General features: G+C 49.8%; 12 protein-coding genes. 2 read left to right on the forward strand and 10 right to left on the reverse strand.

Going from position 1 to position 15,624, the window contains the following annotated elements:
• Positions 1–47: 47 nt before the first annotated feature.
• Both ACES2C_RS18320 and proS read right to left on the reverse strand, forming a co-directional pair.
• Positions 48–1,088, reverse strand: a complete 1,041-nt coding sequence (locus ACES2C_RS18320; protein ID WP_374164504.1) for an AI-2E family transporter — start codon at positions 1,086–1,088, stop codon at positions 48–50.
• Positions 1,089–1,513: 425 nt separating this feature from the next.
• Positions 1,514–2,986 carry a proline--tRNA ligase gene (gene proS / locus ACES2C_RS18325; protein WP_374164505.1) on the reverse strand — a complete coding sequence of 491 codons (1,473 nt, stop codon included), beginning with the start codon at positions 2,984–2,986 and terminating at the stop codon, positions 1,514–1,516.
• A gap of 164 nt (positions 2,987–3,150) precedes the next feature.
• Between proS and ACES2C_RS18330 the strand changes: the two genes are divergently transcribed.
• Positions 3,151–4,101, forward strand: a complete 951-nt coding sequence (locus tag ACES2C_RS18330) for a hypothetical protein (RefSeq protein ID WP_374164506.1) — start codon at positions 3,151–3,153, stop codon at positions 4,099–4,101.
• Between the two features lie 32 nt (positions 4,102–4,133).
• Positions 4,134–5,612: an OmpP1/FadL family transporter gene (locus tag ACES2C_RS18335; protein ID WP_374164507.1), complete on the forward strand. Its 1,479-nt coding sequence runs from the start codon at positions 4,134–4,136 to the stop codon at positions 5,610–5,612.
• Positions 5,613–5,750: 138 nt separating this feature from the next.
• Here ACES2C_RS18335 and ACES2C_RS18340 read toward each other — a convergent pair whose 3' ends face one another.
• From ACES2C_RS18340 to ACES2C_RS18375, 8 genes are all read right to left on the reverse strand, one after another.
• Positions 5,751–7,589, reverse strand: coding sequence for a UbiD family decarboxylase (locus ACES2C_RS18340; protein WP_374164508.1), 1,839 nt, complete (start codon positions 7,587–7,589; stop codon positions 5,751–5,753).
• A gap of 397 nt (positions 7,590–7,986) precedes the next feature.
• Positions 7,987–8,919, reverse strand: a complete 933-nt coding sequence (locus ACES2C_RS18345; RefSeq protein WP_374164509.1) for an aldo/keto reductase — start codon at positions 8,917–8,919, stop codon at positions 7,987–7,989.
• A 254-nt stretch (positions 8,920–9,173) separates the two neighbouring features.
• A complete protein-coding gene (locus ACES2C_RS18350; RefSeq protein ID WP_374164510.1) occupies positions 9,174–9,902 on the reverse strand; it encodes an FRG domain-containing protein in 729 nt (242 codons plus the stop codon).
• A 563-nt stretch (positions 9,903–10,465) separates the two neighbouring features.
• Entirely contained in the window at positions 10,466–11,740 is a 1,275-nt protein-coding gene (bioA, locus tag ACES2C_RS18355; RefSeq protein WP_374164511.1) for an adenosylmethionine--8-amino-7-oxononanoate transaminase, read from the reverse strand.
• Positions 11,722–12,174, reverse strand: coding sequence for an NUDIX domain-containing protein (locus tag ACES2C_RS18360; protein WP_374164512.1), 453 nt, complete (start codon positions 12,172–12,174; stop codon positions 11,722–11,724). The genes bioA and ACES2C_RS18360 overlap by 19 nt, the downstream gene beginning before the upstream one ends.
• A 45-nt stretch (positions 12,175–12,219) precedes the next feature.
• Complete coding sequence (locus ACES2C_RS18365; RefSeq protein WP_374164513.1) at positions 12,220–13,389, reverse strand: hypothetical protein; 1,170 nt, start codon at positions 13,387–13,389, stop codon at positions 12,220–12,222.
• A 61-nt stretch (positions 13,390–13,450) separates the two neighbouring features.
• On the reverse strand, positions 13,451–14,614 hold the full coding sequence (locus ACES2C_RS18370) for a DUF5009 domain-containing protein (RefSeq protein WP_374164514.1): 1,164 nt from the start codon (positions 14,612–14,614) through the stop codon (positions 13,451–13,453).
• Between the two features lie 327 nt (positions 14,615–14,941).
• Positions 14,942–15,556: a DUF1684 domain-containing protein gene (locus ACES2C_RS18375; RefSeq protein ID WP_374164515.1), complete on the reverse strand. Its 615-nt coding sequence runs from the start codon at positions 15,554–15,556 to the stop codon at positions 14,942–14,944.
• Positions 15,557–15,624 lie beyond the last annotated feature (68 nt).

Genomic DNA, 15,624 nt, shown 5'->3' on the forward strand with positions numbered 1-15,624 from the left:
GTAAATATATCGAATTTAAATTGAATACAAAACTTACTTCTGTGAAATCACTGACGCGCCTGCTTTTTCACATACAGTTCATCAACCACCACAATAATCATTGCCAGAAGCGGGGTGGCCAGAATGACTCCGAGTCCTCCTGTGAGGCTTCCGAAGAGTACCTGGCTGATGATGATCATGGCCGGCGGAATTTGGATCATGGCATTCTGCACCATGGGAGTCACGATATTACTTTCAACTGCCTGTATAAGAACGTACAGGCCTGCAATGATTAAAGCGGTATTGACTCCCATTGTTAGCCCTATGAGCACTGCGGGGATCATAGCAATGAGCGGTCCGAAGTTGGGAATAAAGTTAAGTAGTCCGGCCATGACGGCCAGAGCGAGTCCCATCGGAACACCAATAATGGTGAGGCCGGTCAGCGTGAGGATGCTGATGAAGAACATGGCGATGAGCATGCCCTTCAGCCAGCCCTTCAGTGAGTAGCTGATGCGATCAAACACCCGGCGCGCATCTTCCTTCCCTTTCGGCGGAATGAGCTTGATGAAGCCCTCTTTGTAAAGGTCGGGATTGACCGTGAAAAAAATGCCGATGAAGAGGGTGATATAGAAATCGCCTACCACCCCAAAGCTGGTGCGGAAGATCTGCTGGAAGGACGTGAAGAGCTTGGAGCTGTTATTACCGGAAACATAGTTGAGCACCTTGCGACCGATCGAGCTGTGCTGCAACTTATCTTCGGCGGTTTTGACGAGCTGTGGCAGCTCCTTGGAGATGTCGCTCACCTGATCGGAGATCTTTGCTCCCAGAAACCAGAAGAGCAGTCCGGCCAGCACAAAGGTAACCAGCACTGAGAGAATGACACACCACCTCCTGCGGATATGAATACGGCGTTCAATGACGTCGGCTACGCCATGAAAATAAGTGGCGATGAGTGATCCCGCAAAGATCATGAGCAGCACGTTAAAGGCAGCCTTGAGAATGAATATGAGGATAACGACCAGTGCAATGATGCCCAGGGTGATCCAAACTTGCTTCGTAAAGTCAGTAGAATTAAATCCAGATTGTTTCTGCGGGTTGTTTGCGTCCATAGTATGTATGGAAAGGAATAACGAATAAAAAAGTTTGGGAGAGCCGGATGGCTCTCCCAAACTTTTTTATTCGCAGCGGCGGAGTCGGCTTTACAGCCGACGGCTGTTGGCGATTAGCTTTCGATATCGGCTGTCGGCTGTCGGCTGTCGGCTATCGGCAGTCAGCAGTCAGCTATCAGATCAACTACTTTATGCTTTGAGCTTTCCGCTTTCCGCTTCGTGCTTTACACTTTCAGCTTTGGGCTTTCCCCCTTAAGCTTAGAGCCTTGAGCTTTAAGCTTTGAGCTTTGAGCCTCCTTGTCTTGCTACTTGATACTAGCTTCTTGATACTAACTACTAGCTACCTGATACTCGGCACTGACAACTCACAACCCACACCATACGACCCACAACTCCCAACCTGCAACCCACAACTCACAACCCGTCTAGTATGCTCTTGCAAACAGTACTCTTTGTTTTGAGGGCTGGCCTGTCACCATGCAGACACCGTCTTCCAAAGGATTATTCAACGGAATGCAACGGATAGTCGCCTTGGTTTCTTCCTTAATGCGCTGCTCAGTTTCAGGAGTACCGTCCCAGTGGGCAGATACGAAGCCGCCTTTCTCATCGAGTACTTTCCTGAACTCTTCATAGCTGTCGACTTTGGTGATGTTCTCTTCCCTGAATTTGAGGGCCTTCTGGTAAATGTTCTTCTGAATATCGTCAAGGAGCTGCTGCACATGGGCGGCAAGGCCTTCGCGACTAACGTTCTGCTTCTCGCGGGTGTCACGACGTGCCAGTTCAGCCGTACCGTTTTCAAGGTCGCGCGCGCCAATGGCAATGCGTACAGGTACGCCCTTCAATTCGTACTCTGCAAACTTGAATCCAGGACGCTGAGTGTCACGGTCGTCATACTTCACTGAGATGTTCAGGTCCTTTAGTTCTTTTACCAGTGCGTCAGCAACTTCTGTGATTCGGCTTAACTCTTCTTCACTCTTATAGATCGGCACGATGACCACCTGGATGGGAGCAAGTTTCGGAGGAAGTACGAGACCCTGATCGTCAGAGTGCGCCATGATGAGGGCACCCATCAGGCGCGTAGACACGCCCCAGGAAGTTGCCCATACGTGATCGAGCTTTCCTTCTTTGCTGGTGAACTTTACATCGAAGGCCTTGGCGAAGTTCTGACCGAGAAAGTGAGAGGTTCCCGCCTGCAAGGCCTTTCCGTCCTGCATCAAGGCCTCGATACAATAGGTCTCGACCGCTCCGGCAAAACGCTCGTTAGGAGTCTTCACTCCTCTCACCACAGGCACAGCAAGCCAGTTCTCAGCAAAGTCGGCATATACGTGCAGCATCTTCTCCGCTTCAGCGATCGCCTCCTCAGAAGTTGCGTGAGCGGTATGTCCCTCCTGCCAGAGGAACTCCGCTGTACGAAGGAACAGACGGGTACGCATTTCCCAACGGACTACGTTTGCCCATTGGTTCACCAGGATGGGAAGGTCGCGGTATGACTGGATCCAGCCCCGGTAAGTGTTCCAGATGATCGTTTCAGAAGTAGGGCGAACGATCAGTTCTTCCTCCAGCTTCGCATCTTCATCAACAATAATATTTCCCGTTCCGTCGTTCTTCAAACGGTAATGGGTAACAACAGCACATTCGGTAGCAAATCCCTCAACGTGAGATGCTTCCTTTGAAAAAAATGACTTTGGAATGAACAAGGGAAAATAGGCATTCGTATGTCCGGTATCCTTGAACATTTTGTCCAGCGCAGCCTGCATTTTCTCCCAGATAGAGTAGCCGTATGGCTTAATTACCATACATCCTCTGACGGAAGAGTGCTCGGCCAGGTCGGCCTTTGTAACAAGTTCATTGTACCACTGTGAATAATCCTCATTTCGGCTTGTAATACCCTTACTCATACTATTTTTTTTAGAGTTTTTTTCGTAATTTTAACACAAATAATCAGATAGCAAAGTTATAAAACTAACCCGGCTATTAAATTTATTTTGATGATGCAACCTTTTCCCCTGAGGCGCGTCAAACGAAAGAGAAAGGGATGATTGGAGATTTAACACACACGGCAATGAAAAGATTATTATTACCGGCTTTTGCATCAGTAAGTTTACTGATCGCAGCATGCTCTACTACGAATCAGCTGGCGCAGCAGGGCAACAACGACGATGTGTATGCATCGAACGCCAGGGCTAAAGAGGTAGATTATTCGCGGCAGCCAGAAAGGAGCTACCGTACAGACGAACAGCTGTACGGAGGGGGCGACTACCGGGATGACGTGGATTATGACTTTGACTATGGCTACGCGGCACGGCTGAACCGCTTTCAATATGCCTCTCCCTGGAGAAGCTATTACGATAACTGGTACACTTACAGCTATGATCCCTGGATGAGCTATCGCTATGATCCCTACTTCTACGGGTCGGGCTTATCCATGTCTTTCAACTACGGCTTCGGAGGCTATCCGTTCTATTCAAGCTATTACAGCCCCTGGGGCATCTATGGCTACGGCTACTCTCCTTACGGCAACTACTGGGGTCCTGTCTCCTACTATGGAGGGGGCTATTATCCCGGCTATGGTTATGGATACGGAGGTGGATATTATGGCGGTGGTGTAGTGGTTGCAGATCGCAATTACAGACCAAGGCCTACACGGAATACCGGGAATCCGAACTACGGCAGAGGTGGCTATTCAAGACCGGGCGCGACAGGCAATCCGAACGCATATGGAAGACCAGCCGATGGAAGGGTATCATCGGGCGGAAACTATGGCGGGAGGCCTGTACGTGGAGACAATGGTTATCCCGGAGCCAGCACGTCGGCTGAACGTCCGGTTCGTCAGGAAAGACCTGCCAGGCAGGAGCGTCCTTCAGGCCAGGATTACTCAAGGCCTTCAAGATCAGAAAGACCAGAACGGTCAAGCTACCCAACTTACACACCATCAACCAGCAGCAGTTCCGGCAGCGGCTCCAGCGGCAGCTCTGGCGGAAGCAGTGGTTATCGACCACGGCCTAGCAGATAAAATTGATGGTCCATTTAATTTAAAGAAGAAAAATGAGATTTAAATTTCTTTTAGCGGTAGCCGTGCTTACTTCGGCTACCCAGCTTACATATGCTCAGTATGTACAGGATGCGCTCCGCTTTTCGCGGTCCACCCAGGGAACTACAGCCAGGATGAAGGGCCTCGGGAATGCAACAACGGCATTAGGCGGCGACCTGAGCTCGGTTAGTACTAACCCTGCTGGTCTGGGTTTCTTTAACCGCTCTGAGTTCAGCTTTACGCCTGAATACAACATGACCTCCGCTGATGCCACTTATTGGGGGCATATGGAAACGGCTGACAAAAACCAGATGAACTTTAATAATGCCTCCGTGGTTTTCAATACGAAGTCTCGCGTGGGCAGAGGTCAGGACGCCACCCAGGGCTTTCTGAACTTTAACTTTGGTTTGTCGTGGAATCGCACAAACAACTTCTACAACAAGCTGAATTATTCGGGAACGAATGGGGACAATTCTATTGCCGACTACTTTGCAGAACTTGCGAATGAACCTTACGGGTTAGAGGATTATCCTGAAGCGGCATGGGGAGTGCGCCACCAGTTGGTCCGCTTGAATGGCAATCTATATGTGCCAAATACAGCAAGAGGAGCGGATCAGTACTTTGATCAGGCAACAACGGGCGGACAAAACGAGTTCAGCGTTTCAATGGGAACTAACTACAGCAACAAGTTGTACCTTGGTCTTGGTCTTGGCTTTACCAGCCTCCGTTACCGGTCGAATTCTACATTTACCGAGTCTAACGACATCAACACGTTGGATGTGGGGAGTAATCAAACGGTGAGCGCAGTTCCCTATGACAGTTTTTATGATGTCACGCAAAGAACAAACGGAAGCGGCTTTAACTTAAAACTCGGCATGATTTACAAACCAGTGTCAAGTGTACAGCTGGGTGCTTCTTTTACCAGTCCAACATGGTACTCTATAGAGGATCATACCTCATATGCCCTGCAGACAAATGTTGCCGATCCGGGCAGAAGCTATATTGAGTCTCCTGAAGCGTATAACTACAACTACAACCTTCGCACACCGATGAAAGTGTCGGGAGGTATGGCCGTGTTCTTTAAGCAAAGTGGTTTCATAACTGCGGATGTTGAATATGTTGACTATGAAGGAATGAAGATAAGTGACACTCCGGGTGCTGAGAATGACAATGCGAATATCGCGAAGCTCTACCAGTCAACAGTAAACGCGAGGTTGGGTGCCGAGGGACGCCTGAATCCAAACGTATATCTCCGGGCAGGCTATAACTATCAGGGCAATCCGGAAAGGGAGATTGGCAGCGCAATCAACACGTATAGCGGCGGTATTGGCTATAGAGGAAGCAACTTCTACGTAGATGCCACTTATGCCAATTCTTCATGGAAACAGCAGATTTATCCTTATGAGTTATATAACTCGCCTACGGCCAGTCCTGAGGCTGATGTAAAAAGAAAGTACAATAACGTTTACCTGACCATAGGTTTCCGTTTTTGACGTGTGTCTTATATTTAATCCTTTAGAAAGAGGCCGTATCAGATGTGATTTCGGCCTCTTTTTTTGCCTATTCGAAGGTCATTTTGAACATCTAACTACTCCGGTATCCATGAACAAAAGCTTCCCCTAAATAGCGCGTTAAATAATACAATAAAGCGATCCACCCTTCTCTCCCAGCCTGTCCACGCGCTTTTCTACTTTTGGGTCTTTGATCAGCTCAGGTGCATGGTGAGGCTTCTTCCGGGCGTCAATAATAAGAGGGCCTCGGCATCCCCAGTGCTTGTGCCTGATAAAGCTGCCTATGCCATAAATATCGTTCGAAGGATTGCTTCTGGTGAATGTGATCCATACCAGGTTATTGATGGACTCGGCAGTAAAGCCGGCGTCATCAGATAACACAATGAGAGCCATTCCGCTTAAGTCTTCTGACCTCAGGTGCTTATAGAGGATCTCAATCTGCTCTTCGGTCTCTTCTTCGCTCACGAAAGCAGGAGCTTCAAGCGCGAGTACTCCGGGGATGGCCAGCTTATGGCCTCTGAAGATAGATGGCACAGAGAAAGATTCAGGCACTTCCTGCCAGAGTTCGCGCTTCTTCTCTCCTGCTGCCGCAAACACAACCTTAGAGCCGGCATTGAGTGAGCCGCCACTGTAGTCGAGCGTATCAATGGTGGTATTGGTATGGAAGTGCAGGTCACGCGTATAGTCGATACGTTCTAATACATGCGTCAGGAAGCGTGCGACATCATGAGTATGAAGCGCCGGATTATCTTCCTTAGCGGCAATAAAGAGGTATTTTGCCAGGCTCAGCTGGTTCTTCCCCAGGATATGGTTGGCAATGGTCAGGATCTCCTGCGGCTTACGCTCATTGAGGTAAGGCGTATAACGCTCGCTTCCAATGGCAAACAGCAACGGGTGCACACCTGCTGCGTCTACTGCGTTGACTTCATGAAGACCAGGAACTTCAGTAGGGATAGCAGAGCCGGTGATCTCGTGTATGAGCGCCCCAAAGCTGGTATCCTCCTGAGGAGGACGTCCTACAACAGTGAACGACCAGATCGGATTCTTTCTATGATAGACTTTGTGAACCTTCATGAGCGGGAAGGGATGCACGAGGCTGTAATAGCCCAGATGATCGCCAAAGGGCCCCTCGGGTTTATTCTGGTAAGGATAGACAGTACCGGTGATCACGAAATCGGCATCAGCCGAAATACAAAAGCCTTCCTCATCATAAAAGTAACGAAAGCGACGGTTGCCAAGCGCTCCTGCAAAGGTCATCTCCGACAGTCCCTCAGGCAGCGGCATCACTGCCGACAGTGGATGTGAGGGAGGTCCGCCTACAAAAATGCTCACCTTCAGGGGCATCCCTTTTGCATTTGCCTTCGTCTGATGTACGCCGATCCCCCTGTGAAGCTGATAGTGCAGCCCGATTTCTTCATCCTGCACATAGTCATTTCCTGCCAGTTGAATGCGGTACATACCGAGGTTCGCATTCATGATTCCGGGCTTATCGGCATCTTCAGTATACACCTGCGGCATGGTAACGAAAGGCCCCCCGTCCATCGGCCAGTTCACGATCTGCGGAAGCTCGCTGATCTTTGTCCTCCCAAAATTGATGGGCGCCTGCCTGCCTGTTTTCAAAGGCAGGGCCGAAAGGGCCGTCATGCTGACATTAAGGTATTTAAAAGGACTCTTAATAGCCTTTACAGGATCTGTTTTAAGGTCGACCAGCGTCTTGATCTTGTCGAGCGTATCACGGAAGATAAATCTGGAGCGATCGAGTGTACCAAAGAGATTGGATACTGCGGGAAAGCGGCTGCCCCTCACCTTCTCAAAATAAAGAGCAGGCCCTTCGTGCTCGAACACGCGCAAATGGATGGCCGCCATTTCAAGATAAGGATCTACTTCTTCCCTGATGCGGACAAGATGTCCGTTCTTCTCCAGATCGGCCACGCAAGCCTCTAAACTTTGGTATCCCATACGATTCCAAAGGTAAGAGATTTTGTGGAGTTGTTGTGGTTTGTGAGTGGCGGGCTGCCTTAAGTTGTAAGTGGTAAGTGGTAAGTGGTAAGTTGTAAGTTGTAAGTTGTAAGTTGTAAGTTGTAAGTTGTAAGCCCGAAAGCGAAAAGCCAAAAGCGAAAAGCATATAGCTCAAATCGGAAAACTAATTAAACAGACAGACAAAAGCTAGCGGCGATCAGTACGTAGCCGACCTTGCCGGACGATGATTACTGACCGCTATTAGCTGATTGCTATCCCACTGCTGAAAGCTGACCGCTATTGGCTGATTGCTACCCATTGCTGATTGCCAACGGCCAACCGCCAACCGCTAACCGCCAACAGCCAACAGCTCCTAATAGCCAACCGCCTGCTACAGCTATCCAAATGCTGCCAGGTCGGACTCGTCTAGCTTCAGGCTGGCTGCTTTTGCAATGTCTTCCAGTTGCTCAATGCTGGTGGCACTGACAATAGGTGCAGTGACGGAAGGACGCGCGATAAGCCAGGCTAGAGAAACCTGTGCAGGTGTTGCGTTATGCTTTTCGGCTACCTTGTCGAGGGAGGCAAGTACATCACGACCTCTGCCTTCGAGGTATTTCCGCACACCTTCTCCCCTGGGGCTCTTCTTCAGGTCGGCTTCGGTGCGATACTTTCCGGAAAGGAATCCGCTGGCGAGCGAATAGTAGCTGATCACTCCAATCTTATACTGCTCTACAATCGGCTCGAAGTTTTTCTCATAATGTTCACGCTCTACCAGGTTGTATTCCGGCTGCAGGCTTTCATAGCGCGGCAATCCTCTTTCACTGGCTTCAAGCGCTTCGCGGAGACGCTCCGGACTGAAGTTCGATGCCCCGATTACCCGTACTTTTCCTTCGGCGATCAGGTCAGCATATACCTGCAAGGTCTCTTCTACCGGCGTGGAGAGGTCATCGTAGTGCGACTGATACAGGTCGATATAATCTGTCTGCAATCTCCTCAGTGAAGCTTCAACTGCTTTTCTAACATAGTCCTTCGACAAGCCCTTCTGTCCCGGCCCCATTTCCGAGCCAACCTTTGTCGCCAAAACAATCTTGTCGCGCTTTTTCGTGTTCTTTAGCCAGTTTCCGATGATCGTCTCCGACTCACCTCCCTGATTTCCAGGCACCCAGCGAGAGTAGACATCGGCTGTATCTATAAAATTAAAACCAAGATCAATGAAGGTGTCAAGAAGACGGAAGGAGGTGTTCTGATCGGCAGTCCAGCCAAAGACATTGCCTCCGAAACATAGCGTTGACACCTCAAGTTCTGAATTTCCAAGTTTACGGCGTTCCATATATAGTTTCTTTTATGCACAAATTAACTAAGCCGATGGGTGATTGTTCGACACTTAAATGTCATTTGTTCACGGTAGACAGCAGCCTGCAATCAGCAGTCGGCAGTCGGCAATCAGAAGCAAAAGTCAGAAACTAACTGCTAACTGCTAACTGCTAACTGCTAACTGCTAACTGCTAACTGCTAACTGCTAACTGCTAACTGCTAACTGCTAACTGCTAACTTTGCCTAACAGACCGGCTTTCAGCCGGTCTGTTAGGCAAAGTACCGCCATTGCAGGTATGAACAGAGGCCTTCAAGGTCGGGGAACAGGGTGTAGGCGTTCACTCCCAGGATATTGAGCTCCTCCCTGATCTCGGCGGCTTTGTTTCTTGGTATCTTCACTTTAATGATCTTCTCTGAGAAGCTGTCGGTCTTATCCAGCTCACACTTATTCTTGATCTCATCAGACGGCTGAACGGAGAAGACGCCCGACTGGTTATTGATGCGCTGCCTGATGATCCGCGGGCGGAAGATCCTCGTTTCCTTAATATCAAAGGGATGCACTTCCTCGATCGAGAGCGCCATGTCATCCAGTTCAGGCATCAGGATCCAGACAATGCTATGTTCACCCGGACCAGTAGACTCGTCGCTGGTGTTGGTGGCGAACCAGAGGGCCGTAAGGGCATTATTGGTCCAGTCGAGCAAGCGTGTCGGCAGCCCGTAATGCTGTCCCAGAGTAAGGAAATCCCAGTCATCATAGGGCTGGCGACTTCCCAGCAGCAGTGGGTTCGTCCGTTTGAACTCCTGCAACAGGTGCTGCTCCGTTTTAAGCAGGTCTTCGCGAGGGCAGAGCCGGCCTATCTTGGGGATTAGGGGAAGATCTCCCGCCTGTCCCCTGAAGAGAAAGTCTTCCTTATTGCCCCGGCCGTAGTTCCGGTCTTTCTGTCTTTTGATGATCCCCAGGTAATCCGATACTGTTCCTATTTCCTCTTCGTCCGTCATATCACAGGTTTGTAAAGCAAATAATGCATCTGCTTTACAATTTGTTTTGAGAAAGGCATTACTCCTCCGGCGCCCGTTTATCTTCCAACGGATATAAAGCTGCTGCTCCTTACTGATGCAGTAAGGAGGCAGAATTTAAATAACGTTAACCAAGTACCAAAATGAATGTATGAGGTACTCTGAATCGCTCCCGCACCCGATCGATCTACCACATCCCATGGGCTAGCTGCTTCTTGCTCATTCTGTAAGGAGCGAGAACATAAATAATATTACCAACAGCACGGGAACAAAGCATGAAGCGATACAAAGCGTCCGTAATCTCCTCAGGCGCCCGCTCTGTCTTCAAACAGATATATGCAGATCAGTGTTGCTCAAGCCGCAAAGGAGCCAGGAAATAGATGACGTTACCCCAGAGACCGAAACGAAGATATAAAGCTCTTATATCTCCCTCGTCTCTGCTCAATCTTCAGACAAATACCTGTGAGCTGGTCATTACCCATACTAAGGAGCCAGAATGTAAATAACGTTATCCAAGCGAGCGAAAAGAAGACATAAAGACGCCCTTAAATCTCTTCCAGCGCCTGCTCTATCTTCGAATAGACATAGGCCAGCTGCTCATTGCTTATGCAATATGGAGGCAGGATATATACGATGTTACCCAGAGGGCGCAGTATGATGCCTGCTTCGAGGAAAAAGTTGTACAGGCGATCGCGAAGTGAACTGAAGTAGGAGGAGTCGCCCGCCGTCTCCCATTCAAAGGCAATGATCGTCCCCGTCTGCCTGACATCTTTTAAGCGGGGATGCCCTTTTATCCTGGCCGCAAAGCGCGCATGACTGTCCATGATCCTGCTGATGTTCTCCATGGTTGCGGGCTGCATGGTAAGATCAAGACTCGCAAGCGCAGCGGCACAAGCCACCGGATTGGCCGTAAATGAATGCCCGTGAAAGAGTGTTTTCAGACGATCGTCGGACAGAAAGGCCTCATATATCTCCGCTGTACAGGAGGTCACCCCGAGAGCCATCGTTCCGCCTGTAAGGCCTTTGGACAGGCATACAATATCGGGCTGGTTCCTGAGGTATTCGGAAGCAAATAGCTTCCCTGTACGCCCGAACCCCGTCATCACTTCATCAGCAATTGCGAAGATCCGCTGCTCACGGCAAGCTGCTATCAGTTCGTCGAGGTATTGCGCCTCGTACATCAGCATGCCCCCCGAGCCCTGAATAAGAGGCTCGTATATGAAAGACGAGAAGCTGCTTCCATGCTCTGCAATAAAGGCTTTCAGCCCGGCGATGTTAGCCGGGCAGGGAGTATCAATATACTCAACCCCGAACAGCAGGTTTTCAAAGGGAGCGGTAAAGGCGCTGCGTGCACTTACAGCCATGGCACCGAACGTGTCGCCGTGATAGGAGTTGCGGAAGGCCAATACCTTTGTGCGCTCCTCACCGCGGTTGCTCCAGTACTGGAAACACATTTTCAGGGCAACTTCAACCGCTGTAGAGCCATTATCGGAATAAAAGATGCGCGACTGGTTAGGCGGCAGGATGCGCAGCAACCCTTCGGCCAGGTCAACGGCTACAGGATGCGTAAAGCCTGCGAATATCGCGTGCTCCAGCGTGCGAAGCTGTGCTGATACTTTTTCTGCTATGTAAGGGTGTGCATGTCCGTGGATGTTGACCCACCAGGACGAGACGGCATCGAGGTACTTCTTTCCGTCTTCTGCAATAAGGTAAGGGCCTTCGCCCCTGACGATCGGCACCGGAGCAGGTGCACTCTTCATTTGGGTGTATGGATGCCAGATTACGGCCTGATCCCTCTCACTTAATCCCTGTACTGCCATTTTTGCTTCAGTTTCTCAATCGCCTTTTTCTCGGTAAGGAAGGTTACGTCGGAAGCCTGGAGCTGCGATACTTTTTTCCATCGGAATGCCTGACGGAACTTCGAGCCTTCTTCGAAGCTGAAAGGCAGCTCTGAGAAGTGAATCTGCAGTTCGGATACCGGCCTTACCAGGTAATAGATACTGATGATCTGACTTTCATTAAATGCTGATTTTTCAAAGAAATCTGTAGTGTAAAGATGTTCAGTCACTTCAACCATCAAATTACACTCTTCCAAAAACTCACGTTTCAGTGCATCTATCAGGCCTTCTCCATACTCAAGTCCCCCGCCCGGGAACTTGGTCAGATAAACCCCTTCGTGTTCTTCGTCGCTCAGAAGAATCTCCTCCTTCTCGTTGATCAGGAGGCCGTAAACACGAACATTAAATAAAAACATGCGGCAAAGGTAATGGAATATTTTACTTCCTGGTTGAAACTTTCATCAATCTGTCACCACAAACCAGGGGATGTTGAGGCTGCCGTTGCGAAAATAAACGTAGGCCTGCGAGCCTAACTCCATGCGGTTATACAACTCACGGTCTACCTCTACCTCATCTTCTTCCTGCTGCGGCCCCCAGGGTGCGAGCTTGAGGTAGTAAGACCGGTGTTTGCCGCTGCTGATGTGCTTGTTGAGCACCCTGGTTTCGTATACAAAAGGCTCGGTACGGTCGCCCAGACAGTTAAGGGCGATCACCAGGCTATAGCTGTATGCCAGCAAAAAGATGATGATAAACACAGCCGCGCCTCTGTTTTGCTTGCTGCCTCCGCGCACTTCGCGGTTCCCGATCAGCACAAAGGCCATCAACAGCAGCGACAGTCCAGCCGTCGGGATCCAGGCATTATGCCTGTCAAAGATGTCGAAATCAATCAGCACACGCAGGAAGAACGCTCCTCCTGCCAGTAAAAGGGCCAGCATAACCGAAGGATGTGCACTGCCCTTTTGTTCTGCTGCATGAATGAGGCCGTTTGAGAAGCGGATGGCCAGAAGGGCCAGAAAGGCGATGCCGGCGCAAGCCATTAACAGATATTCATAGGGCTGGGGCCAGAAGAAGGTCCACAAGCCTGCCCCTACGCCGGCGATATTCAGAACGCGGGCGATGGCCGCTGCCCGCTTCAGGCGCGCTTCCCGGTCTTCTTCGTTAAACCCATACTCCTCGCTGTTCAGAATTGCCTGCCGGTCTTCCTCTGCCGACTGCACATCCAGATCAGGATAATGAGCAGAAAACCACGCTAGTATTTCACTGCTATCTTTCAGGTTCCGGCTGATCTTCATCCGCTTGCTACCACTGGTAGCAGGAATGACCCAGATAAACTTCCGGTCGAGCCGGAAGCCTTTGATCTCCTCAAAAGGAAGTTCCACCTTGCCTCTGGGGCCGATCGACGTCACTTTACCCTCTCCTATCAAGAGTCTTCTTTTTGTTACGTCCATTATACTGTAGATCATGAAAGCAGCCATGAACAGCGAAAGGGGGCCGAAGAAAATAAGGTTTTGTGCTTTGGAGTGATCCTGCCGGAGTATCATCACAAGCGCACCGGCAAAAAGAGCAATAACGACAGGGGCGGCAAGGTAAGTAAGGACCACGAGGCCCTTTCCATATTTGTATTCTTTCATTTTTCGAAGAAGGCTCAGGGTAAATTGCCCTGATTGAGGCGCAAATATATCAAGATTGATGCTATATCCTGAGACGGATCTGCTTCTTTTCCATAAGTCCCACAAGCTGAATCAGGAAAAATGACACCAGGAAGGAACGAAGGATGCCGCCTGTTCCCATACTGAGGAAGGCCGGAAACGAAACATGAAGCAGCTGCAGGAGGAAATACAGGAGGTATGGCATCAGGTAACAGGTGAGCGTGCTGGTGCCTGCAGGACGAAGCAGCCTGAACCAGTTTTGCTTTTGTCGAATGTCGACCAGCCAGATGAACAGCAGGAAACAGATCGTAGAAATACCCGCGCAAATAGTCACCCATGCAGGTGTGGCGAGTATTTTGGATATTCCTCCACTAAATGGGCGAACAAAGAAACCAAAGAGGATCAGCGCGCATCCTGTTCCTGCGAGGATCGTCCAGATAGCTGTAAAACCCGAACGGCTTGCGTAACGGTTGTAAACGAGAGAGACGACAGCACCGGTCATGATCAGCGTGATACTTGAGGCATCGCCAACAACAGGCAGTGTGAAAGGCATCAGCTGCATGTGACTCAGCACGTTGATCAGAAGGAAAAACAAGGCAGCGCAAACACAGGGCACAAGCTTTCCGCGCATCAGGGTGAAGACCAGCGCACTTACGAGGTAAGCCCAGCCAATGATGCCGAGTATCCCCCACCAGGAAGGCTGCATGGAATGCAGGTTGTCTCCTTCTCCGCCCCGGTAAAACAGGGCCATTACCATGAGGATTGCGACACCAAGCCCCTGGAGTCCATAACGCAGCGCGGGCCTCGTTTCTTTTGAATAGTCGAGCCAGATAAGAAAAAAGCTGAGGGTGATGAGGATGCCCCATACCGCTTTAGGCAAGACGGAAAAAGCGCTGTATGCCTCGAGATTGACGTGATAAAAGCCCATCACAATGAGGGCAAGAGAGCGTGAGGCCACATGCAAGACAAGCTGAAGGGAGCTGTCGCCCCTTTCCATTCTTTTACGAAGCGCCCAGGGAAGAGACAAGCCAACGATGAAGAGGAAAGCAGGGAATATGGTATCAGCAAATCCCATCCCGTCTTCTTCTGCCTGCGTATGCTCAATCCAACCCGGGATATTCCTCACACCGGCAACGTCATTTACGAAAATCATCAGGAACATGGTAATCGCCCTGAACACATCAATAGAAAGCAAACGTTTAGGCATGCCCTGGTTAGTTGATCGTTTGCGAAAGATAAAGAATTCGGAAGATATCGGATACGTACCTGATATGTTTTTCTTATCTTTCAGGTAAGCACTGTGTTCCGGCTGACTTCAGGCTGCGTGCGGGTTGACTGCGGCTTTACCTGCGAAATACCGCACTTAACCCGGACTCACCCCGCACGCCCAGATAATCAGGAGATATCTTGATACATATCTGGTAATAAGCAGATCCGTCCAGGCCTGGCTTATTTAACCACGGGTATTCTTTACGTGGCGATGAAGGGACTTCAAATTTAACGATTTTACTTGTACCCTCCGCATAGATCCGTTTTACTTGTGTTTTTTCTCTCCGGTATACAGCTTCTCTCCTGCTTTGATCTCAGTCTGCAAATCATTTTCCTCGGGAGGGATGGGACATCTGTAGCCCGTGCTGTAAGCGCAGTATGGATTATAGGCTTTATTGAAATCAATAAGCACCCGGTTATTTTCAATATCACCAACCTTCAGATCCATGTAGCGGCCGCCACCGTAGGTTTCTTTGTTATTCGTCTGGTCGGTAAAAGGCAGAAAGAGGTAATCCTTGTACTGAGTATTAGCAGCGAGTGCGACATTGCGATAAATGGTGAGCTTATAGGGTTTGTCCTTCAGCTGGAAGTCGAGCACCGCATAGCGCACAAACTCCTTGCTGGTTCCGTCAAAAGTAGGCATACGGAATGGTGACTGGTCCTGAAGCAAGGTAACCACTGCTTCCACCAGGAAAGTGCTGTCGGCGTCGTAGAAGTGCAGGTTGCTGAAGTCTTCCTGCCGGAGGGGCGAGCGCTCATCCTCCAGGAATTCTTTCAAATAGTTTTGCCGGTGTGCGGCGATGGTACCTTTATAGGTCTGCGCCGATACGCTAAACGAGATGACGGCGAGAACGCTTACAATCAAATATTTCAGTTTCATTAGAATGAATTAAAAAGGATCCGGCTCTAAAAAGAACAGGTCATACCAAAGGTACGACCTGTCTTCGT

It is taken from the genome of Arcticibacter sp. MXS-1, assembly GCF_041902385.1.
Taxonomy (GTDB): Bacteria; Bacteroidota; Bacteroidia; order Sphingobacteriales; family Sphingobacteriaceae; genus Arcticibacter.

Excerpts from the sequence above, each read along its gene's own strand:
- ACES2C_RS18350 (WP_374164510.1), bottom strand. The coding sequence starts at position 9,902 with ATGACGGACGAAGAGGAAATAGGAACAGTATCGGATTACCTGGGGATC.
- proS (WP_374164505.1), bottom strand. The coding sequence starts at position 2,986 with ATGAGTAAGGGTATTACAAGCCGAAATGAGGATTATTCACAGTGGTAC.
- ACES2C_RS18335 (WP_374164507.1), top strand. The coding sequence starts at position 4,134 with ATGAGATTTAAATTTCTTTTAGCGGTAGCCGTGCTTACTTCGGCTACC.
- ACES2C_RS18375 (WP_374164515.1), bottom strand. The coding sequence starts at position 15,556 with ATGAAACTGAAATATTTGATTGTAAGCGTTCTCGCCGTCATCTCGTTT.
- ACES2C_RS18340 (WP_374164508.1), bottom strand. The coding sequence starts at position 7,589 with ATGGGATACCAAAGTTTAGAGGCTTGCGTGGCCGATCTGGAGAAGAAC.
- ACES2C_RS18360 (WP_374164512.1), bottom strand. The coding sequence starts at position 12,174 with ATGTTTTTATTTAATGTTCGTGTTTACGGCCTCCTGATCAACGAGAAG.
- ACES2C_RS18345 (WP_374164509.1), bottom strand. The coding sequence starts at position 8,919 with ATGGAACGCCGTAAACTTGGAAATTCAGAACTTGAGGTGTCAACGCTA.
- ACES2C_RS18370 (WP_374164514.1), bottom strand. The coding sequence starts at position 14,614 with ATGCCTAAACGTTTGCTTTCTATTGATGTGTTCAGGGCGATTACCATG.
- ACES2C_RS18365 (WP_374164513.1), bottom strand. The coding sequence starts at position 13,389 with ATGAAAGAATACAAATATGGAAAGGGCCTCGTGGTCCTTACTTACCTT.
- ACES2C_RS18330 (WP_374164506.1), top strand. The coding sequence starts at position 3,151 with ATGAAAAGATTATTATTACCGGCTTTTGCATCAGTAAGTTTACTGATC.
- bioA (WP_374164511.1), bottom strand. The coding sequence starts at position 11,740 with ATGGCAGTACAGGGATTAAGTGAGAGGGATCAGGCCGTAATCTGGCAT.
- ACES2C_RS18320 (WP_374164504.1), bottom strand. The coding sequence starts at position 1,088 with ATGGACGCAAACAACCCGCAGAAACAATCTGGATTTAATTCTACTGAC.